This window comes from Candidatus Defluviilinea proxima (assembly GCA_016721115.1).
Taxonomy (GTDB): Bacteria; Chloroflexota; Anaerolineae; order Anaerolineales; family Villigracilaceae; genus Defluviilinea; species Defluviilinea proxima.
In genome coordinates this window covers 694,679-715,570 of sequence record JADKIW010000001.1, presented here as the reverse complement: position 1 = coordinate 715,570, position 20,892 = coordinate 694,679, and the positions used below count along the sequence as shown (strand labels likewise).

17 protein-coding genes are annotated in these 20,892 nt (G+C 49.9%); 6 read left to right on the top strand and 11 right to left on the bottom strand.

Annotated features, from left to right (window positions below; all coding sequences use genetic code 11):
- Window positions 1–7 precede the first annotated feature (7 nt).
- From IPP66_03280 to IPP66_03260, 5 genes are all read left to right on the top strand, one after another.
- Complete coding sequence (locus IPP66_03280; protein MBK9924291.1) at window positions 8–1,732, top strand: peptide ABC transporter substrate-binding protein; 1,725 nt, start codon at window positions 8–10, stop codon at window positions 1,730–1,732.
- Between the two features lie 60 nt (window positions 1,733–1,792).
- On the top strand, window positions 1,793–2,872 hold the full coding sequence (locus tag IPP66_03275; protein MBK9924290.1) for an ABC transporter permease: 1,080 nt from the start codon (window positions 1,793–1,795) through the stop codon (window positions 2,870–2,872).
- Between the two features lie 9 nt (window positions 2,873–2,881).
- Window positions 2,882–3,844, top strand: a complete 963-nt coding sequence (locus IPP66_03270; GenBank protein ID MBK9924289.1) for an ABC transporter permease — start codon at window positions 2,882–2,884, stop codon at window positions 3,842–3,844.
- A 6-nt stretch (window positions 3,845–3,850) separates the two neighbouring features.
- Window positions 3,851–4,849 carry an ABC transporter ATP-binding protein gene (locus IPP66_03265; protein MBK9924288.1) on the top strand — a complete coding sequence of 333 codons (999 nt, stop codon included), beginning with the start codon at window positions 3,851–3,853 and terminating at the stop codon, window positions 4,847–4,849.
- A 201-nt stretch (window positions 4,850–5,050) separates the two neighbouring features.
- A complete protein-coding gene (locus tag IPP66_03260; protein ID MBK9924287.1) occupies window positions 5,051–7,792 on the top strand; it encodes a hypothetical protein in 2,742 nt (913 codons plus the stop codon).
- A gap of 49 nt (window positions 7,793–7,841) precedes the next feature.
- Here the strand turns inward: IPP66_03260 and IPP66_03255 are convergent, their stop codons facing one another.
- Both IPP66_03255 and IPP66_03250 read right to left on the bottom strand, forming a co-directional pair.
- Entirely contained in the window at window positions 7,842–9,656 is a 1,815-nt protein-coding gene (locus IPP66_03255) for an ABC transporter ATP-binding protein (protein ID MBK9924286.1), read from the bottom strand.
- Between the two features lie 78 nt (window positions 9,657–9,734).
- On the bottom strand, window positions 9,735–11,525 hold the full coding sequence (locus IPP66_03250; GenBank protein ID MBK9924285.1) for an ABC transporter ATP-binding protein: 1,791 nt from the start codon (window positions 11,523–11,525) through the stop codon (window positions 9,735–9,737).
- Between the two features lie 183 nt (window positions 11,526–11,708).
- Between IPP66_03250 and IPP66_03245 the strand changes: the two genes are divergently transcribed.
- Window positions 11,709–11,870 carry a hypothetical protein gene (locus IPP66_03245; protein MBK9924284.1) on the top strand — a complete coding sequence of 54 codons (162 nt, stop codon included), beginning with the start codon at window positions 11,709–11,711 and terminating at the stop codon, window positions 11,868–11,870.
- 49 nt (window positions 11,871–11,919) lie between these two features.
- On the opposite strand, the gene IPP66_03240 is transcribed toward IPP66_03245, so the two are convergent.
- From IPP66_03240 to IPP66_03200, 9 genes are all read right to left on the bottom strand, one after another.
- A complete protein-coding gene (locus IPP66_03240) occupies window positions 11,920–12,909 on the bottom strand; it encodes a phosphotransferase (GenBank protein MBK9924283.1) in 990 nt (329 codons plus the stop codon).
- Complete coding sequence (locus IPP66_03235; protein ID MBK9924282.1) at window positions 12,906–13,334, bottom strand: hypothetical protein; 429 nt, start codon at window positions 13,332–13,334, stop codon at window positions 12,906–12,908. Before IPP66_03235 ends, IPP66_03240 begins: the two co-directional genes overlap by 4 nt.
- Window positions 13,335–13,388: 54 nt before the next feature.
- Window positions 13,389–13,838, bottom strand: coding sequence for a hypothetical protein (locus IPP66_03230; protein MBK9924281.1), 450 nt, complete (start codon window positions 13,836–13,838; stop codon window positions 13,389–13,391).
- 83 nt (window positions 13,839–13,921) lie between these two features.
- Complete coding sequence (locus IPP66_03225; protein MBK9924280.1) at window positions 13,922–16,060, bottom strand: RNA-binding transcriptional accessory protein; 2,139 nt, start codon at window positions 16,058–16,060, stop codon at window positions 13,922–13,924.
- Window positions 16,061–16,320: 260 nt separating this feature from the next.
- Window positions 16,321–16,989, bottom strand: coding sequence for an adenylate kinase (locus tag IPP66_03220; protein MBK9924279.1), 669 nt, complete (start codon window positions 16,987–16,989; stop codon window positions 16,321–16,323).
- 283 nt (window positions 16,990–17,272) lie between these two features.
- Window positions 17,273–18,595, bottom strand: coding sequence for a glycoside hydrolase family 1 protein (locus tag IPP66_03215; protein ID MBK9924278.1), 1,323 nt, complete (start codon window positions 18,593–18,595; stop codon window positions 17,273–17,275).
- A gap of 35 nt (window positions 18,596–18,630) precedes the next feature.
- A complete protein-coding gene (rlmB, locus tag IPP66_03210) occupies window positions 18,631–19,368 on the bottom strand; it encodes a 23S rRNA (guanosine(2251)-2'-O)-methyltransferase RlmB (GenBank protein MBK9924277.1) in 738 nt (245 codons plus the stop codon).
- A 41-nt stretch (window positions 19,369–19,409) separates the two neighbouring features.
- Window positions 19,410–19,934, bottom strand: a complete 525-nt coding sequence (locus tag IPP66_03205; GenBank protein ID MBK9924276.1) for a hypothetical protein — start codon at window positions 19,932–19,934, stop codon at window positions 19,410–19,412.
- A 103-nt stretch (window positions 19,935–20,037) separates the two neighbouring features.
- The gene (locus tag IPP66_03200) at window positions 20,038–20,841 is read right to left on the bottom strand and encodes a WYL domain-containing protein (protein ID MBK9924275.1); all 804 of its coding nucleotides are present in this window, start codon (window positions 20,839–20,841) and stop codon (window positions 20,038–20,040) included.
- Window positions 20,842–20,892: the final 51 nt, after the last annotated feature.

The following is a 20,892-nucleotide window of genomic DNA, read 5'->3' as shown; positions in this document are numbered from 1 at the left end:
TGCCAGCATGGTGCTGGTAGCATGCGGTGGCGCTGCTACAACCGAAGTGCCTGCCACTGAAGCGCCCGTGATGACTGAAGCCCCCGCGACCGAAGCTCCTGCGGCGGCTACCGAAGCCCCCACCGAAGTCCCCTTTGTAGACCATGCGGTTATTACTGACACCAGCTACTCCGCCGATAGCTGTGATTACGGTGGTGAGTTCAAGTCTATCGAAGCAGTGGATGAACTGACTGTCAAGATCACACTTTGTACTCCTGATCCTGCTTTCCCGTCGAAGATCGCTTTTTCATCCTTCGCCATTCAGCCCTCTGAATATCTTGAGTCCACTGGTGGTAATGGTGATTTGCTTGAGAAGCCTGTTGGTACCGGTCCTTACTCAGTGGAAGCTTGGGAACGCGGTAGCCAGATCGTCTTCAAAGCCAACCCCGAATATTGGGGTGAGAAGGCCAAGACTGAAACCCTCGTCTTCAAGTGGGGTGCTGAGTCTGCCCAACGCTTGGTTGAACTTCAAAGCGGCACCGTTGATGGTATCGACAATGTCGGCACCGACGATATCGCCGTTGTAAAAGAAGATGCAAACCTGCAGTTGATCGGCCGCGAAGCTTTGAACGTGATGTACTTTGGTTTCAACACCGACCCGCAGGTTGATGGTTGGGATAACACCAAGAATCCGTTCGCCAATGAAAAAGTACGCCAGGCTGTTGCCATGGGTATTGACCGCCAGCGTGTCGTAGATAACTTCTACCCCGTTGGTTCCACCGTGGCTGATTACTTCACACCCTGTGCCATCCCGAACGGTTGTGTGGGTGAACCCTGGTATGCATTCGATGTTGCCGCCGCCAAGGCTCTTCTTGCCGAAGCCGGTTACCCCGATGGTTTCTCGACCACACTTCAGTACCGCGATAAGGATCGCTCTTACATCTCCGGCCAGACCGCTGTCATCACTGACTTGCAGGCCCAGTTGAAAGAGAACTTGAACATCGACGCCACCATCGAAGTGATGGAATCCGGCGCTTTCCTCGATGCGGCTGACTCCGGCCAATTGACCGGTATGTATATCCTCGGTTGGGGCGCTGACTTCCCAGATCAGACCAACTTCCTCGATTACCACTTTGGTGCTGGTGCTTCCAAGCAGTTTGGTACCAAGTTCGATGATCTGACCGCTATCCTCAAGCAGGCCGCCTCCACCTCTGGTGATGATGCCCGCAAGCCTCTGTATGAACAGGCGAACAACCTGGTCAAACAGCATGTTCCGATGATCCCTGTTGCTCACGGCGCTTCCGCTGTAGCATACAAGGCCAGCGTCACCGGCGCGCACTCCAGCCCGCTTGGCAACGAGAAATTCTCTGTTATGTCCAATGGCAGTGATACCTTTGTCTGGATGCAGAACGGCGAACCCCCGTCACTGTACTGCGCAGACGAGACCGATGGTGAAGCCTTCCGCGCTTGCGAACAAGTGACCGAAGCTTTGCTGAGCTACAAGATCGGTGGTACCGCTGTAGAACCCGCCTTGGCTGAATCCTATGAGCCTAACGCCGACCTGACCGAGTGGACCTTCCACCTGCGCCCCGACGTCAAGTTCCATGACGGTTCCGCGCTCGATGCCAAGGATGTGATCACATCACTTGCCTTGCAGTGGGATGCTAACAACCCCTTGCACACCGGCAATACCGGCGCATTCACCTACTTCAGCGCTTTGTTTGGCGCTTACCTGAACGCGCCTGCCCAGTAAATCTAGTGTTATTTCATCCCCCCAACAATTCGTTGTTGGGGGGATGCCCTTATATCCCACATGGTATCTTATATCCTACGACGAATTCTTCTGAGTATTCCTGTCCTGTTTGGCATCTTGTTTGCCACATTTGCTTTGGCTCGTCTGATCCCTGGTGATCCATGTCGCGCCATGTTGGGTGAAAAGGCTACGAAGTTGGTCTGTGATGAGTTCAATCATCGCCATGGATTGGATAAGTCGATCCCTGTCCAATTCGGTGTGTATGTTGGTGAAATTGTACGCGGCGACTTTGGAACTTCTTTCCGATTTTCCAAACCCATTACTGAGATCCTTTCTGAGCGTTTGCCAGTGACGCTTGAATTAAGTTTTGCCGCGTTGCTAGTGAGTATTATCGTTGGTATTCCTTTGGGGGTGATCGCCGCAGTGCGGCATAACTCATGGGCAGATGTGCTCACCATGCTGTGGGCCAATATCGGTGTATCGATGCCGGTCTTTTGGTTGGGGTTGATGCTTGCTTATATATTTTCGCTTACGTTCAAGGATACATTCTTACAATTGCCGCCCTCAGGTCGTTTGACGGCGGGTGTGATACCTGTTCCATTTTTTCAAGTGTGGGGATTGGAATTAACGGAAGGAACTTTTTCTTTTACTCTTGCGGACTTTATCAGCCGCATGAATGTTCTTAACTCCATCCTTTCTGCAAATTGGGAAGTGCTTAAAGACGCGGTCGTTCATTTGATCCTCCCTGCATTCGCACTGGGAACCATTCCCATGGCTCTCATTGCGCGTATGACTCGTTCCTCCATGTTGGAGGTGCTCGGACAGGATTACATTCGCACGGCTCACGCCAAGGGCTTGAAGCGGCGTGCGGTTGTTTTAAAACATGCCTTCCGTAATGCGTTGTTGCCACTTTCCACAGTGATTGGCCTTTCGTTGGGAGGTCTGTTGGGTGGTGCGGTCCTAACGGAAACGGTCTTTAACTTGGCCGGGGTTGGGCGTATTTTGTATGATGGTATTACAGCTCGCGATTATGGCATCGTACAGGGTTTTACTGTAGTGATCGCCATCTTCTTCGTGGCTTTGAATCTGCTTGTGGATATCTCTTATGCGTATCTTGATCCGCGCATCAGATTGGATTAGGGCTGACTTATGACAAACGCTGAAAACAAAGTTGTGACCCTTGATGCTGAGGCTATCTCGCTCAAGTCTGTCAGTCTCTGGCAGATCACATGGCGACGACTTTTCAAACGTCGTTCTGCTGTTGTTGGAATAATCATTCTGGGGATGTTGGTATTGATCGCCTTAACTGCGCAATGGGTTGCCCCCTACAATCCGAACACATCCATGTTGGATACAAAGGGCTATCCAAAAGAATATGCCAAGAAAAGACTCGCGCCTTGTATTCATTTGCTTGGTTGCCCTGAAAGTAATCCCCAACATATTATGGGGCTCGATGGCAATATCCGCGATGAATTTAGCCGTATCCTATACGGTGCTCGTCTGAGTCTATTCATCGGTTTCGCTACTGTGACCTTTGCCATTGTCATCGGAACGGTGCTCGGCGCTTTAGCTGGTTACTTCGGCGGTTGGACTGACAACATCATCATGCGTATCATGGATGTGTTGTTGGCTTTCCCCTCATTACTGTTAGCGATCGCTATTGTTACGGTTCTTGGCTCTGGACTTGTTAATGCTCTGCTTGCGATTGGCATTGTCTCCATTCCGGCCTATGCACGCGTGGTGCGTGGCAGTGTACTGTCCGTTCGCGAAATGGATTTCGTCTCTGCTACACGTTCGTTGGGCGGTAATACGTACGAGATTCTCTTCAAGCGAATTTTGCCGAACGCGCTGACACCCTTGATCGTGCAAGGGACGCTCGGCATTGCATCGGCCATTCTTGATGCAGCGGCATTGTCCTTCCTCGGGCTGGGCGCACAACCACCCATGTCGGAATGGGGTTCGATGCTTGGCTTGGAACGTAATCAAGTTTTCACTGCGCCGCATCTTGTTTTTTATCCCGGTTTGGCGATCATGTTGACTGTATTGGCCTTCAATCTGTTGGGCGATGGCCTGCGTGACGCGCTTGACCCAAGACTGGCGCATATAAGTTAACCTGTTATGAGTGAATATCAATACGGAAAGAAACACTCGAATCGCGAGTTGGTCCGTGTTGAAAACTTGGTGAAATATTTTCCTGTGCGGACAGGGTTGCTCCAGCGAGTGGCCAACCATGTCCGCGCAGTTGATGATGTCAGCTTTACGATCAACGAGGGGGAGACGTTGGGTTTAGTGGGGGAATCGGGTTGCGGTAAAACCACTGTTGGACGCACAATTCTTCGTTTGACTGAGCCTACTTCTGGTGCTGTTATTTTCGATGGCAGGGATATTTCACACCTTGAAGGGCGCGAGATGAAAGATATCCGGCGTGAGATGCAGATCATTTTTCAAGATCCTTATGCCTCGCTTGACCCACGTGTGCCGATTGGCGAATCCATCATGGAAGGCTTGAATATCCACGGTATCGGTATGCCGGAGCGCCGCTTTGAGATCATGATGGAAGTGATGAAGTGGGTGGGCTTGGAAAAATATCATGCCCGCCGTTATCCTCACGAATTTTCAGGCGGGCAACGTCAACGTATTGGTATTGCGCGCGCATTGACATTGATGCCCAGATTCGTGATTTGCGACGAACCCGTTTCCGCATTGGATGTTTCCATTCAGTCGCAGATATTGAACATCCTGAAAGAGATCCAGAGCGAATTCCATCTCACTTATCTGTTTATTGCCCATAATCTCAGCGTCGTCGAACATATCTCAGACCGTGTGGCGGTCATGTACCTCGGCAAGATCGTTGAATTGACAACGCGTGATGAACTCTATCGCAGTCCATTACATCCATACACTAAGGCGTTGATGTCTGCCATACCGATTCCCAACCCACACTTAAAACGCGAACGCACCATTCTCAAAGGCGATATCCCCAGCCCGCTCAATCCACCGTCAGGTTGTCGCTTTCATACACGCTGTCCCGTAGCTGTAGACTTGTGCTCGCAAGATGAACCAGCCTTCCGCGAAGTGCGACCCGGTCATTGGGTGGCTTGTTGGCTGGCAGGTTGATCCTTGATCAAATCTCTTGCTTTTTCCAAATAATGTTCCTAGTGCATTTCCCCTAAGTGGCGGATGCCAATCACCCCTAATCGGCGGATTTGTCTAGATTACAGCATCGTTTATAATTCGATCACTATGGGAAATAAACTTAAAACGAAAATAAACAGAATATTGTCTTTAGCTTTGATGGGTCTTTTGTTGATGAGTAATATGAGTTTCACATCTACTGCCCCTGTTAAGCTTCAATCCACAAGTGTATTGGATAACTTTAATCGAGCCAATGGTGCCCCTGGTACTAATTGGAGCGGTTCCACTTCAGGATTTAGTGTCGTATCGAATCGTTTGGATATTGGCTCCGGCGGCCAAATTTTTTGGGGAACACAATTTGGCACAGACCAAGATGCTTATACAACGTTCTCTACGATTGACCCTGCAGGCACACAACAAGCGATATTGCTCAAATCCCAAAGTAAAACATCATGGAACAACGGTGTTATTGGGGTGTTATATGATGCAATTAACAAGAGAGTACAGGTCTTTAGCTACTCCAGTGTACAGGGATGGATCCAACACGGCACAAATATCTCATTGACCATGTCCAATGGAGATCAATTAGGTGCGCGTGCGCGAGCAAATGGGACAATAGATATATATCACAATGGGGTTAGCATTGCTTCACGCGACGCCAGCACTTGGACCTATACAACCAGTGGAGGCTACGCGGGAATATGGTTTGTCGGTTCAGGTAATGCGGTTATCGATGATTTTAGTGGAGGAAATGTAGTAGCAGGTTCAACGAATACTCCGTTATCCCCAACAGCAACTAGGACATCAACTTCCACCAGTACACCTACTTCCACCAGGACATCAACTTCTACTAGTACGCCTCTGTTTACTTTGACGAATACAACAACCCAGACAGAAACGTCTACTTTTACACCAACAACTATTCCAACCAATACAGCTACTTTTACACAAACAAATACCCGGACAAGTACACCTACATTCACTTCAACGTACACACCATCATTCACGCCGACAAGAACACCGACGTCAGCGTTTCCAGTGTCCATTGTGTTGGATAATTTCAATCGTGCAAATGGAGCGGTAGGAGCAGGTTGGAATGGTACGACTTCAGGATATAGCATCGTTTCCAACCGTTTGGATGTTGGCTCTGGCGGACCAGTACTATGGACAACGTTATATGGGGCTGAACAAGAAGCGTTCATGACTATTTCCACTCTTGATGCGGCGGGCACCCAACATGCATTGCTTCTTAAATCGCAAAGCCAGACTTCCTGGAATGGTGGTGCTATCGGTGTTTTATACAATGCGGCCAGCAAGTGGGTTCAAGTGTGGACGTATTCCAGTGCGCAGGGATGGGTTCAACGTGGTACGAATATCTCAGTGACCATGGCGAATGGAGATCGATTAGGTGCACGTGCAAAAGCGAATGGAACCGTGGAAGTGTATCGTAATGGCTCGTTGATCGGTTCGCGCGATGCCAGTAGTTGGACTTACTCTGCAAGCACGGGTTATATAGGTTTATGGTTCTCCAGCGCAAGCAATTCCGTGTTGGATGACTTTGGTGGAGGAACCGTTGCCTCAGTTGCGACCCCATCAAGAACAGCGACCAGTGCTATCACAACGCCGACCAACACACCGACCAGGACGCCGACAAATACGCCAGGCGTACCTGCCACCCAAACCCCTTCTCCCACTGTAACGAGAACGGCCACAATAACGCCTATTGTGCCGACTTCATCTGTATCTTCTGTTACGTTTCCATTAGGTCTTGGCGGTTCCGATGTTATCCCGCATCAGGTTGTCCGCACGAATGCCGATCACTTATATATTTTTGCGAATCAGCAAGGCTCAGGAACCTTGCGTGTGTATAGAACGTTAAATCCCGGCTTACCCAATAGTGCATCAGACTTCGTATCCCCAGTTCAATTCACAGAGGCCAGTGAGATCCTCTCAGTTGACGCGATATATGATGGCGGGACCATTGTTCATGCGATCATTAATACACGTTCCGGTCAGGTAAAAGATTATCCATTCGACACCACCACAAATACCTTCAAACCAGCCGTTTCTCTTGCTACAGATGGCGGTACAGTAAGTTCGGTCTTGTATGTGGGTACAAGCGGCGTCACTGGAATGGTGGATTTGACCGGCAAGTTGCATGTTGCCTATTGGACAAATACAAACCATATCATGCACCGTTCCTATACATACACGAGTTCGACCAATGCACTTACACCGGTCGAAGCGTCATTTACGCAAGTGGATACATCGGGAAATGCGAACCATCCCTCCTTGGCAGTTTCACCAGTGGATAATTCGCTCACGATCGCCTGGGTTTCTGAAGCGGACTCCCCGGCAAAGATCCGTACTCGCACGCGAACCAGTAATGGAAGTTGGGGCAGTGTCGATAGTGCCAGCACATCCTCTGTATGGACTTTTCATGACAACGGTATCAATGTCGATCAAGGCCCCAGTCTGATTATCGACTCAGCAGGTGTAAAACATTTGGCGTATATAGAAAGTTGTTGTGTTTCAGGCGATTACGGACGAGTCCATTACGTTACAAATAACGGCTCTGCCTGGGTGGATACTGCCTTGAGCATTTTCACCCATGACCCGGCTCTTGCGATCGATGCCGCCGGACAGATCTACATTATTGGGCATGGTCATCCTAAGAACACGACTGGCGATGCTTTGTGCCGCTCGGCAGATTCGATGGATAGCATATGTACGAACAAGAAGAATGCCAATGGAAGTTGGGATGGTCCGAAATTGTTCTTGGAGCATCCCAGTGGAGGTTCCTTTGACGCCAGTCCTTCTGTCAAATGGTCTGTGGTTGGGTTCAACCGTCCGGAAGTAATTGAGTTCATTTTCTTCAAAACGCCGTACGAAACTCCAACTCTTTATTACGCGCGACTGCCGTAAAACAAAAACATCCCGAAGGTTCACGAACCTTCGGGATGTTTTATAAAAATCATTTGTTGATCATCTCTCTTGCTTTTTCCACATACGCCAGACTTTGATGCCTGAAATACGTGTTGTATAGCGTTGAGTAATGTCCGCTTTGTGCGAGCAGGCCTTCGTGATTGCCTTCCTCGATGATCGTTCCCTTTTCCATCACAACAATTCGATCTGCCGCCTTCACTGTCGATAGGCGATGCGCGATCAAAATACTTGTCGAATTTTTCAGGATGAGATTCAGCGCCTGTTGGATCTGCCACTCTGTGAACGGATCAATGCTCGCAGTCGCTTCATCCAGGATGAAGATGGCGGGCTTCTGCATCAGGACGCGCATCAACGCTACAAGTTGACGTTGTCCCATTGAAAGCCGCGCGCCTCTTTCCCCAACTTCGGTCTGGATCCCGTTCGGGAGCGTTTCCAACCATTCTCCATCTCCGATCTTGCGTGCCATCTCTAGCATTTCCTGTTCAGATGCGTTTGGTGCGGCATAGCGGATGTTATCTGCCACCGTCCCCGAAAACAAGAACGGGACCTGTGACACAATGCCAAGTTGCTTGCGATATTGCGCGAGATCAAATGTGCGGATGTCGTGACCGTCGATGAGCAAGCGTCCCTGCTGATATTCGTAGAAACGAGCGATCAACTTGGCAATGGATGACTTGCCTGCACCGGTGTGTCCGACAAGGGCAAGATTCTCTCCGGGCTGTATGAGCAGGTTGAAGTGAGTCAGAATCGGTTCGTTGTCCGTATAGCGGAAGTGAATATCATCAAAGTGGATGTTGCCTTTGAGGGCAGGTACGTCCCGTTTATCCGTTTGGATCACATTGGGATCGGCATCGATCAAAGCGAAGGCACGTTCGGCGGCGGAGAGGCCTGCCTGGATCTGTGCCCAGAATGCGGAGAGGTTTAGCACGGGGAAGAAGAACTGATCAAGACTCATGATGAAAAGATACCATGCGCCAACCGCAAGGATACCCTGCGCCGCGTTGAAGCCACCAACATATACGAGGATGGCTACAAAAACTCCACCGAGTGCATTGAGCGTGGGGAAGACCAAAGAAAGCACAAACCCACGTTGTACGTTGACGCGATACGATTGTTGATTCGATTCGTCGAACGATTCAAAGATGCTTGCTTCCTGGCGGAAGTTCTTGGCGATGCTGATGCCGCTGATCGTTTCCTTGATCGCCGCGTTGACATCGGACATGGCCTTCATGCCGCGTTTGGTGACGCGTCGTGCCAGCACGCGGAAGCCTGATGCGATTGCGAAGATGATCGGCAGAAAAGCCATGAGCATCAGCGAAAGTTTCAGGTCGGTGCGAAACAAGACCACACCAAGGATGAAGGCTTGTACAAATTGTGAACCAACATCGGTGATGATGATAATGAGCTGGCCGAAGTCGTTTGTGTCGGATGTGATGCGTGAAACGATACGACCTGAGGAGAATTGATCATAGAACGAGAGATCATGTTCTGCCGCCGCACGGAAGGCACGTGTACGTAGGTCGAGCACTACATCGCCTACGGCACGCACCACCAAACTACGACGCGCCCAGTTCAAACCCCATGTGCCGATGCCGATCAACAACACTGCCAACCCAACTAAGCTAATGGCTGTAAATGTTGGTTCGCCTTTAAGTAGATCCACCATGCGTGCAACTACCACCGGTAATGCCGCGCCGATGACCGCGATCACGATCACCAAGCCCATCACCGATGTGAGCCGTTTTGCCTGTGGTTTGAAGTACCCGAAAATCCGACGCGTCAGATCGCGGTCGCTGTATTGTCGGTCATATTTTTCGTCGTTAAGTCCTGCAAAGAAACCCATAGATTAGCCTTTAGCTGTTAGCTATCAGCGCTTAGCAGTTAGCTCTTAAGCTAAGAGCTAATCGCCAACCGCTAAGAACTACTCCCTAAAAATTCTCGAGTATGCCTCGGATGTTTTCATCAATTCGTCGTGTGTGCCTATCGCGGCGATCTTGCCCTTGCGAAGCACAATGATTAAGTCGGCCCAGCGGATCTGCGAGAGACGATGCGTGATGATGAAGGTCGTTCGTCCTCGGGCGGCGTTGGAGATGGCGCGTTGGATCTTATCCTCGGTGGCCGAGTCGATGGCGGATGTGGAGTCATCCAGAATCAGAATGTGCGGGTCGGTCAGGAAGGCACGTCCCAGCGCAATGCGTTGACGTTGCCCGCCCGATAATGTGACGCCGCGTTCACCGACCACAGTCTCATATCCTTTATCGAACGAGTGGATAAAGTCATCGGCCTGTGCGGACTTGGCCGCCGCTTCGATCTCACTTTGAGTTGCTCCCGGTTTCCCGAAAGCGAGGTTATCGCTGACAGAACGTGAGAAGAGGAAAATATCCTGTTCGATCATCGAAATCTGCGAACGGAGCGACGCGAGATTCCAATCGCGTACATCTACGCCATCCACAAGGACTTGTCCGCGTGTTGTATCGTAGGTACGATTCAATAATTTCACCAGGGAAGTTTTTCCCGCACCGGTTTGCCCAACGATGGCAACGGTCTGTCCCTGTTTGACTTTGAAGGAGATACCGCTCAAGACGTTTTCAGTGGAGCCTTTGCTTTTTTCCTCTTTCATTGTTGGGTAGGCAAATTCCACATCCCGGAACTCGATCTCGCCTCGCATTGGTTCGGCATATCCTTGTGCATTTTGGTCGAGGTTGGTCTCGCGGTTGATCAACTCCAGAATGCGGCGCGCGCCGGAGATACCCGAAGATATTTGTGAATAGGCAAAGGTCGCAGTGAAAGTGGGGAACTCAAGTAGACGTAACAAGCCGAAGTATGCCACCACGCCACCGAGATCAACTTGTCCGCTGCGGAAAAGCAGAAGAGCATGAAACAGCCCAAAAGCATAGGCGGAACCGAGCAGAAGCATTGCGACGTAACGTCCCTCGAGGTCACCTTGTTTGACGAAGGCATGTCGCACGCGGCTGGCGTTCATCACAAATTTATCCACCTCAGCATTTTCCTGTGAAGCGCCTTTTACCACCTCCACACCGTCCAATGATTCGGAAAGGTGCGTGTTCATTTCGCCGAACGAGGAACGTACTTCGTCTGTGACCGGTGAAAGCGTTTTTAGATAGTGGACGAGGAAAAAGAAATACAGAATGATGAACACGACCGGCGTGATGACCAGCGACGGATGATATCGCCCGGCCACGAAGATGGGCATCAGGATGAAGATGAACGACCCCACAACGAGGTTGACGCCCGGACTGAACATATAGTTGAGTTCGCGTACATCGTTCGTAGCGCGTGCCATCGTATCGCCAACGGGTTGCAGGTTATGAAAGGTCATGCTCTTGCCAAGCAGGGAAAGGTACAGCTCATCGCGCACCTGACGTTCCATATTTTGTGCCAGAAGTTCTGCGCCGAAGTTGCGCCCAAACTGCAGAGCGCCGCGAATAACTTGTGAAATACCGATGATCAACGCGAGCGGTAACAATACACTGGTATCAGGTTTCGGTTGCAACATAGCATTGAACGCATTGCCTGTCAGCACGGGCACCACGGCGGCCAGCCCCGCATTGCCCGCCGCGCCAATAACCATCATAATGATGATCCACCAGTGACGCCGCGCGTGTGACCAAACCCAGGCAACAGGGCCAGTGCGGTCATATTGCACTGGGCGTTGCATTGAAAATTCAGCAGGGGATGTAATCGTAGTCATAGTCGTCCATTCTATCATCCGTGTTTATATTCTCTGGAGACCCTGAAGAACTGCCTCTTACCAAAATCAAACATCGGGTTTAGGTGAACATGTCACAACTTTCGTAACCGCCCCTATGTGCCGGTGTTTTCTTAGTCAACAAGCTGTGGAGCTTGTATTTAATTCCTTGAAGGAGAATATAAAATGAAAATTTCAACACCCAAGACAATTTCCGGTTGGTGCATGTGGCTGTTCTTCCTTGTTGTTGGCCTCGGTGTGATCCCTGCCATCGGTGGGTTGATCCCCGCGTTCGTAGCCCCAGCATTGGCGTTGGCCTATGCCATCCTCAGCCTGCTTGGAATGTAGTCTGCCTTGTTGAATATAACGGCCTCCCGTTTGGGAGGCCGTTTCAGTTTTAAAGAGATGCAAGCATCTCTGCGAAATTCGATGCATATTCCCAGCCTGTACGATCTTCAACGCCCCACCATGCAGATAGGATTGCATGTGCCAGACTCCACTCTAGGATTCTTTCACGTTCAAATCCCAAATGCTCATGCAGGATATCGATCCGCTTCAATATTAAGGGACGGCTGATTCCGTCCGAAAGCTTTCCCCACGGGTTGATCATAAACGGTCCTACTTCATACCCTGCAGGCCCGATGACTCCCTTTGGATCGATCACCAACCATCCACGTTCCGAAGACAAAATATTGAAGTGATGAAAATCCCCATGCATCAAAACGGGACTGTGATTCTCAGCAAAGAAATCCTTCACCGAACTTTCTACACGTTCCACAAGTTTCTCGTTCAATGGCCCTGTTCCTCCATCGTACATATTTCGTAATCGTTTCAACCCATCGAACCAATCGGTGAGTTGAATGAATTTATGGAATGCGGGAGCTTGCTCCCGCACGGACAGCAAGCTGTCCGATTCCAAAGGCACCCATATCCTCTTCATCACATCCGCCGCAATATGAGTTGCTTCCTCATCATCCTCCAACGTGGATAGCATCACACCGGGATTCAACTTCTCCAGCAACATCCAACATCGTTCTTCATCGTAATCGAGTAATTTACATGCGCCTTCCCCATCGAAGAGACGTAACGCTGCCATTTCACTTCTCATTTCGTCGTTCGGCACACCCATTTTGAGTACAACATCGGTAGGGGCGGGGTCCCCCCGACCTTTTGTTTGAGGGCTAATCGTGTCATAGGGCGAGATGACCTTGCCCCTACGTGCAAATGCCACAAAATTATAAGAAAGCGTTGGCGCAGGGCGAACATCGGTCAAGCCCCAGCGCGCGGATGCCTCTGTGATCAGGTTGGGTAATGCCTTCAAAAAGGCATGTCCCTCTTCCTTGAAAACGCCTTGTATGTTGGAAATGAATTCAGAAGGAAGGTTCATTGGTTTATAGGAGTGATTTTTTTTGTGGTTAGGTCAAGCCACCAGTTATGATTTTCATTATCCAGTAACAAAATTTTTTCTTGCTCATTCCACTCTAACGGGAGATAACCATGTTCATCATTGTTGATAAGGACAGTCTGTGTGTGAGTATTGATATCGAACTGCATGATATAACTAAATAAATACCAACCACAGTCTCCCCATAGAACCGCATAAACGAAGGAGTTACCATCGGGTGACCATAATATGTGCTCGGTTGTATCGACCGCTCCGTCTACATTGGTTATAGGTGGTAGGGGAATTGCCTCCCATGTTTGCTTTTCTATATCGAGCAAAGTAACATTTCCATCCCATCCATGAATGTATGCCAATTTGGTTTCATCGGGCGATAATGCAAACCAAGTACCCCTTTTCTCTTGAAGCAAGGTGTCTTCACCTGTTAACAGGTCGAATCTCCTGAAATCATAACCACCCGGTTTCTAAGGTATGTAGCACCCATCGCCGCCTGTTGTAAGATGCGAATAATACAGAAAATTGCCGTTATCGGACCACTTGAATATATAAGGATATAAATAACCTTCCATTGGATTTTCTGGCTCTTTAATATCCTTGTGTTCGACTTGCCAAACTTGGCCGTTGTTAATGTTTGAAAGCTCAAAAAGTATATTTATATCTTCCCCCATAGTCGTAATAGTGACTACTCCTCTCCATTCGCCATTTGGGGATGTACTGTCTTCAGGTGTATATATCCTTGCTTCAGGTGTGCTTGTTGGATTGGGAGTACCTGTCGGTTCGGCGATAAGGGTGAAAGTTGGTTTTGGAGTGGATGTAAATTCAACAGTTGGGATTTGAGATGGCTTAGAAGTACAACCCGTGAGAATAACGAATGATACGATCGAGTAAACTATCTGCCTTGCTTTCAGTTTCATTATCTGCCCTTTACTTGAGAGATGTCTTGAATATAAAAAGTGGTCATCGTTTTATTATACGATGACCACTTTTGAATATCGAGTTACTTTACCCAACCGAGACTGATGCGTCCACGTTCGGGTTCGATCTTTTGGATCTCCACATCGATGATGTCACCAACTTTGAGAACGGTACCGTTGGGGATCTGGGTGCGGTGTAACAAGCCGTCACCTTTGACACCGATATCCACGAAGGCGCCAAAATCCACCACGTTGCGGACTGTCCCTTTGAGTTGCATGCCGGTCAGCAAGTCTTCGGCTTTGAGTACGTCAGAGCGCAGGATGGGTGCGGGTGTGTCGGCGCGCGGGTCACGTCCTGGGCGGACGAGTTGTTCGAGAATATCTTTTAGTGTTGGAACACCGCAGTTCAATTGCTTGGCTAATTCTTCAACTGAAGTTTTTGATGTGAGAGATTCCAAGGCGGAGATACGGTCACTTAATGGCGAACCAGCTGAAAGTCCGGCAAGAGCGAGAATGGATTCAGCTATTGTGTAGGATTCAGGATGTATCGCTGACTCATCCAACGGGTTCGACCCGTTTCGAATCCGCATAAAGCCTGCCGCTTGTTCGAACGCTTTGGGTCCAAGCCCTGCCACCTTGCGAAGCGCGGTGCGTGATTTGAACGGACCGTTGGTATCGCGATGAGCGACGATGTTGTTCGCGAGTTTGGGACCGATGCCCGCGACATGTGTGAGCAAAGCGGGGCTGGCGGTGTTGACATCCACACCGACGCGGTTGACCACGCTTTCGACAACGCCATCGAGGGCGTGTGTGAGGGCGGTTTGATCGACATCGTGTTGATACATGCCCACGCCGATGGACTTGGGATCGATCTTCACAAGTTCGGCCAGCGGATCTTGCGCACGGCGGGCAATGGATACCGCGCCGCGAATGGTGACATCGAGATCGGGGAATTCGGCGCGTGCGAGGGGTGATGCAGAGTAGACCGATGCGCCTGCTTCGTTGACGATGAGATATTTGGTTGGTTGGGGCGACTCGCGAGTCGCCCTTACGAGTTCAGCCGCCAATTTTTCGGTTTCGCGTGAGGCGGTGCCGTTGCCGATGGTGATGAGCGTGACATGATGACGGTTGATCATGTCTTCGAGAATTTTGATCGCGCCATTCCAATCATTCTTCGGTTCGTGCGGATAGATCGTGCCTGTATCGAGTAGTTTGCCTGTGGCATCTACAACAGCGACCTTACAACCTGTGCGAAAGCCAGGATCGATGCCTAGCACAACATGATTGGCAAGTGGAGCTTGCCCGAGCAACGCACGCAGGTTGGTGGCGAAGACTTGGATGGCATGGTTATCAGCGGCTTCGCTTTTTTCGCGGCGGACATCGCGTTCAATGGCAGGGAGCAATAATCGTTCGGCTGAATCTCGGACAGCGAGCTCAAGTTGTTCAGCGAAGGGACTGATGATATCTTCTTCGAATTCAGCTTGAATGGCATCGAGCCAATCACGTTCAGCGACATCCACATGCACACGCAGGATGCCTTCCTTTTCGCCGCGTGTGATGGCAAGGATCTGGTGCGGCATGAGGCGGTCAACGCGGTTCTCGAACGCGTAATAGGATTCGTAAACGGCTTTTTCGTCCACGGCATTTTTGATCTTTTCCACACGGATCTTGCCGAACTTGAGAGCCTTCTCGCGAGTCGCGGCGCGGACGTTGGCATTGTCACTGATCGTTTCAGCGACGATGTCACGTGCGCCTTGCAAGGCTTCTTCGATATTTGTGACTTGGTCGTTGAGAAATTGCTTTGCAATCTCTTCGGGTGAACCTTTGCCCGATTGTTCGATGATCAATTCTGCCAGTGCGTCCAGTCCTTTTTCACGGGCGACCATGGCACGCGTGCGACGTTTCTTTTTATAAGGCGCGTACAGATCTTCGAGTGCAGTCATGGTGACGGCGGCATTGATGCTGGCGCGTAATTCGTCAGTAAGTTTGCCTTGTTCTTCAATGGAGGCAAGGATAGCGGTGCGACGTTCATCCAGCGCCCGCAAACGGACAAGTTCGTCGGCGATGATGCGGATCTGTTCGTCGTCGAGAGAACCTGTCATCTCCTTGCGGTAGCGGGCAATGAATGGGACGGTGTTGCCTTCGTCGATCAGGTTGATGACGGCGGTCACTTGCGATGGTTTGACGTTAAGTTGGGATGCGATTTGTTCTGCGTGTGTCATAGGGACAGGATTTTATCACGGAGAAATTCGTTACAGGTTGAAATGCTTGAACGTTCTATTCAAAAACTTTTAACCACAGAGACACTGAGAAAAAGGATTTAAAAAACTCCGTGCCTCAGTGTCTCTGTGGCTAGGCTTTTGGGCTATCTACAACCTTTGAGTGCTTGGCGATTTCAAAAGGTTTGCCTGATAGTAATTTGAGAATGCTTTGGGTCACAAAAGAGCAAAATCGAAGCGGGGTAAGCGCTTAAGTTACATCATTAATCACCAGAAGACCTCTCCATTTGTAATACAGACATCACTTGACTGGAAACTTCTTCAATTGTCGCAGTACCATTGATTTCGATCAGAAGTCCACGCTCCTGATAATATTGGATCAGAGGGGCTGTTTGGTTTTGATAGACTTCAATACGGTTTAGGATCGTTTCAGCTTTATCATCTTCGCGTTGATAAAGACCAGAGCCATCGATATCGCATATTCCTTTTTCTCTGGGTGGATTGAAGTGTTCGTGGAAAGCGTGACCATATGCTTTGCAAATCCATCTTCCCGCCAACCGGTCAATCAAGGACTCTACGGGGGCGGTGATAAGAAGGACGAAGTTGACCTGCCCCCCTAAACTATTCAACAAGACTTCAAGTTCATCTGCCTGGATAGGTGTACGTGGAAAGCCATCCAAGATGGCTCCAGTTTTGCAATCTGGCTGTGTGAAGCGTTCACGTAACATGGCGATTGTTACGTCATCTGGTACCAGATGACCTTTACTTATATATGTATTCGCCAATTTGCCCAATGGTGTGCCGTTTTTTATATTCTCACGGAAAATACCTCCCGTGGAAATATGTGGCAAACCGAGTTCGGTTTCCAAAACTTTAGATTGTGTACCTTTTCCCGCTCCAGGAGGACCCAGCAATACGATGTACGTAAGCATAAATCACCTCTTGAATTCTTACAGCTGAACAAGGTTTGTATTGGATGACCTATCCTCAGTACATCTAAAGTTCACAAGACACTTTGTCAAATCCACCCTTTGAGCATGCTTATAAGTTTGCTTCTGTATTTTACTCCTAAACCCAATAGCTTTTCAAAAAATCAAGTACAACCTTAATTACGGAAATGTTTGTCGAACACCTTGGGATGATCGAATAAGTCCGCAGAAATGAGTGGCGATAAGCGTAGCTGTCACTGCTAATAAAGTAATTCGTAGTTATCTTCTACACGGGAAATAACTTGTCAAACACTTCGGGACAATACTTCTGCACCATCTCACTTGAGATGCCGTTCTCTTTGCAGATTTCGGCGTAGAAATCGGCGCTGGGACGTTTGATGCGCTTTTGTGTTTCTACATCCAAGCCCCAAAGGCCGAAGCGTTGAGTCCAGCCGCGTTCCCATTCGAAGTTATCCACCAAGGACCAGTGGAAGTATCCCTTCACAGGCCAATTGAAGTTGACCGTGCGCCATATCTGATGAATATGTTGCGCGAGATACCGCGGACGCAATTTATCCTCCGCATCTTCCACTCCGTTCTCGGTGATGAGGATCGGCGTATCGGGATATGTCTTCATTGCCCATTTGATCGAGTCGAAGATACCTTCGGGGATGTTGGCGATGAACTTTGTCGGGCTGAAATCAGAATCTTTGGGGTAATAGCGTGTGCCGAATACTTCCTGCGGTTTGGTGATATCGAACCGCACGGTATCCACGGAATAATAGTTGAGGCCGACATAATCCTGTGTGCCTTTGGCTTCAGGGATGCGGACACTTCCCAATGGAGATTTCATCACGCCTGTGCTGATACCGCTTGGGAACGCCATGTTGAGCCCATTGTATTGAATGTTGCGCATTAACGCATCCAACGGGGACTTGCTGTGTGCCACCATCGGGCGGTAATGCAAAGCATAGCTCACACGCGCTTCAGGTTGTATCTCGTGGATGGTGCGATACGCAATAGCATGAGCGCGCAACATGTTGGCTTGCACCTTCACAGCGATGTTCACCCCCTTGTTGCAAGCGGGGAAGGTCCCCACTACATAACCGCTCAACGCATACACATTCGGTTCGTTGATCGTGCACCACAATGTGCAATATTCCTTCAATGCATCCACTGTTTTGCGTACGAACTTTTCGAACAAAGGCACAACCGATTCTTCCTCCCAGCCGCATCGTTCATATAACCATAACGGGTCGGAGAAATGATGCAATGTGACCATCGCGGTCATGCCGCGTTCTTTCAGTCCGCGCAACATGTTGCGATAATGTTCGAGCGCGTTTTCATCCCAAGTATCGGGCGTCGGTTGGATGCGGCTCCACTCTACCGAGAAGCGATGAGCGTTCTGTCCGCCCTCTGCGGCGCGGTCGAAGTCTTCTTTCCAGCGGCCTCCCCACCAATCGCATGCCAGACCAGATGTCCCGTTGGTATGACCGTCTTGTTCCCACTTCCACCATTGATTGTTGGTGTTGTTGCCTTCTACTTGATGCGCGGCGGTCGCCGTCCCCCATAAAAATCCGCGTGGGAAATGATAAGTTGCTTGAGGCATTTACGCTCCTTGTTGGGGCGGATCGCGATCCGCCCTTACGAATTTCGATTCAGGTACGCAAGATACAACGCGACCGAACCAGCGACAGCCGCGTTAAGCGACTCGATCTGACCGCGCATGGGAAGTTGCAGGATGATGTCGCATTTCGCGCGCGTGAGTTGACGGATGCCTTCGCCTTCGCTTCCGACTACGACGGCAGTTGCTCCCGTTAAATGACGCTTTGTCTTCTCCCCGACCGTTTCTCCGTTTTGATCAAGACCCACTACCCAGATGTTCTCGGCCTTGAGAGCATCAATGGACTGTGCGAGATTCGACCGCGCGATGCGCATGTGTTCACTCGCGCCCGACGAGGCATTGACCACGGACGGTGTGACTTCCACCGTATGCGCCAGTGGAATGATGATGCCGTGCACACCGACCGCCTCGGCGGTGCGGATGAGCGTGCCGAAGTTTTGCGGATCATTCAATGAATCGAGCAAAAGGATGAAAGGCTGTTCGCTTTGTTTCTTGGCATGGTCAAGGATATCGACTTCGTCGCTGTACGGATACGCACTAACCTCGGCGATGATGCCCTGATTGTTCTCGTGGACCTTATCCAATTGCGCGCGCTTCACTTTGACGATGGGAATCTTGCGTTGTCCAGCCAGCGCCACGATTTCGGCCAGCCTGCCTTTAACTTGAACGTTATCGCCCAACTCGATCTTGAACACATCCCTGCGCTTGGCACGCAAGGTTTCGTAGACTGCATTACGGGAGTAGATGAATTCTTTCATATGCCCCCGATTGTACCTTAGGGGACGGCAGCTGCCGTCCCCTACATTATTTCGTATGACATCACAAATTCATACACCCCTGCTTTGCAATAATAGAACTTGTACTTCTCGCCTTCTTTGAATTTCGAACTCATATCGTCCGCAAATTTGAATTTCTTTTTTCCAACGATCACATAATAGGTGGTGATCCCACTTTCGCCTGATGAATCGCTGTCATGACGAACTGCGCCTGATGCGGAGGAGATCACGGCATTCTCCAGTTTGTTTGCGTTGCGATGGTTTAGAAAAATGAAGAAGGCAAGGATTCCCACAATAAGAGGGATTAAGCCAGCCAGTACGATCAGATTTATAGGGTCAGAAAATAATGCGGCACGTGTACGTTCATTTTGCAGGTTCAAGGCAAGGATGATGCAAAGCCCAAGAAACGCAAAACCGATCGCGATGAATGAATTCTTCCACGAGAAACTGCGGGCGCCGCGTGCGATCATCTTCAGCCATTCTTTCTGGCTGGGGCTGAGCTGTCCGCGTTTGTTGTATTTCAGGTCTTCTTCTGTAAATTCGTACATGGCTCCTCTAAAGTGTACTCAAGCTACAGGTAAGGGCACAGCGTGACGATAAACCGTCAGAATCCTTTTTTGTTCCGCTATGCCCCTAACGAAACCTTGGGGTTTATTCTTCCACCTTCACTTCTACGATTCGATCCAGCCGAAAATTGCGTTCGGCGTTGCGCAGATGACAGTGTGCTTGCAAGTAGACATAATCGGCCAAGCCCATCACTTGCTTGGGCGTGATCCAACGCTGAGTCTCCTGACCGTCTCCGTCCACGTAGCGGATGTGGAGACGCTTGGTGCTGTAGATGGCTTCGCCCAATTCGGTCGGGAGTTGGATCCCTTCGTTGGGCCAGACGGGTGAGTTGTAAATGCCGATGTACTCATCGAGCGGTTTGTTGTATTGCTTCAACCCATCCATCATGCCGAAGAAGATACCACGCGCGGTGTGGGCATCATCCAAGGCGCGATGGGCGGCTGTGACCGGCACGTGGAACGCTTCCGCGATGGAGAGTAGGCTGTAAGACGGCAGATCATAGAATTGACGCGCCAGATTCAATGTGTCGATCAAGTTGGGGATCTGTATCTCGCGCCCGATGCGTTTGAATTCACTGTCGAGAAATTGGATGTCGAACTGTGCGTTGTGACAGACCACGACCGCACCTTTCAGCCAGTCCAACACTTCATCAGCGACCTCTTCGAACGATGGCGCGGATTTCAAATCTTCATCGGAGAGGCCGTTCGTGCTGGCGGCGCCCGGCGAAAGCGGACGTTCAGGATAAACGAGTTGCTGATACTGTTCCTTGATGCGTTTCCCCTCGGTGATAACGATCCCCACCTCGCAAATACGGTCGCCGAACCACGGCGAGAGACCGGTGGTCTCCAAGTCTAAAAAGGTAAAGCGTGCGTTTGAGATATCGAACATAATGGCTAATTATAAAGGTGACAGTCACTTTTGAAGTGACTGTCACCTACA

Coding starts and splice junctions, on each gene's coding strand:
- IPP66_03280 (MBK9924291.1), top strand. CDS start 8: ATGGTGCTGGTAGCATGCGGTGGCGCTGCTACAACCGAAGTGCCTGCC.
- IPP66_03275 (MBK9924290.1), top strand. CDS start 1,793: ATGGTATCTTATATCCTACGACGAATTCTTCTGAGTATTCCTGTCCTG.
- IPP66_03270 (MBK9924289.1), top strand. CDS start 2,882: ATGACAAACGCTGAAAACAAAGTTGTGACCCTTGATGCTGAGGCTATC.
- IPP66_03265 (MBK9924288.1), top strand. CDS start 3,851: ATGAGTGAATATCAATACGGAAAGAAACACTCGAATCGCGAGTTGGTC.
- IPP66_03260 (MBK9924287.1), top strand. CDS start 5,051: ATGAGTTTCACATCTACTGCCCCTGTTAAGCTTCAATCCACAAGTGTA.
- IPP66_03255 (MBK9924286.1), bottom strand. CDS start 9,656: ATGGGTTTCTTTGCAGGACTTAACGACGAAAAATATGACCGACAATAC.
- IPP66_03250 (MBK9924285.1), bottom strand. CDS start 11,525: ATGACTACGATTACATCCCCTGCTGAATTTTCAATGCAACGCCCAGTG.
- IPP66_03245 (MBK9924284.1), top strand. CDS start 11,709: ATGAAAATTTCAACACCCAAGACAATTTCCGGTTGGTGCATGTGGCTG.
- IPP66_03240 (MBK9924283.1), bottom strand. CDS start 12,909: ATGAACCTTCCTTCTGAATTCATTTCCAACATACAAGGCGTTTTCAAG.
- IPP66_03230 (MBK9924281.1), bottom strand. CDS start 13,838: ATGAAACTGAAAGCAAGGCAGATAGTTTACTCGATCGTATCATTCGTT.
- IPP66_03225 (MBK9924280.1), bottom strand. CDS start 16,060: ATGACACACGCAGAACAAATCGCATCCCAACTTAACGTCAAACCATCG.
- IPP66_03220 (MBK9924279.1), bottom strand. CDS start 16,989: ATGCTTACGTACATCGTATTGCTGGGTCCTCCTGGAGCGGGAAAAGGT.
- IPP66_03215 (MBK9924278.1), bottom strand. CDS start 18,595: ATGCCTCAAGCAACTTATCATTTCCCACGCGGATTTTTATGGGGGACG.
- rlmB (MBK9924277.1), bottom strand. CDS start 19,368: ATGAAAGAATTCATCTACTCCCGTAATGCAGTCTACGAAACCTTGCGT.
- IPP66_03205 (MBK9924276.1), bottom strand. CDS start 19,934: ATGTACGAATTTACAGAAGAAGACCTGAAATACAACAAACGCGGACAG.
- IPP66_03200 (MBK9924275.1), bottom strand. CDS start 20,841: ATGTTCGATATCTCAAACGCACGCTTTACCTTTTTAGACTTGGAGACC.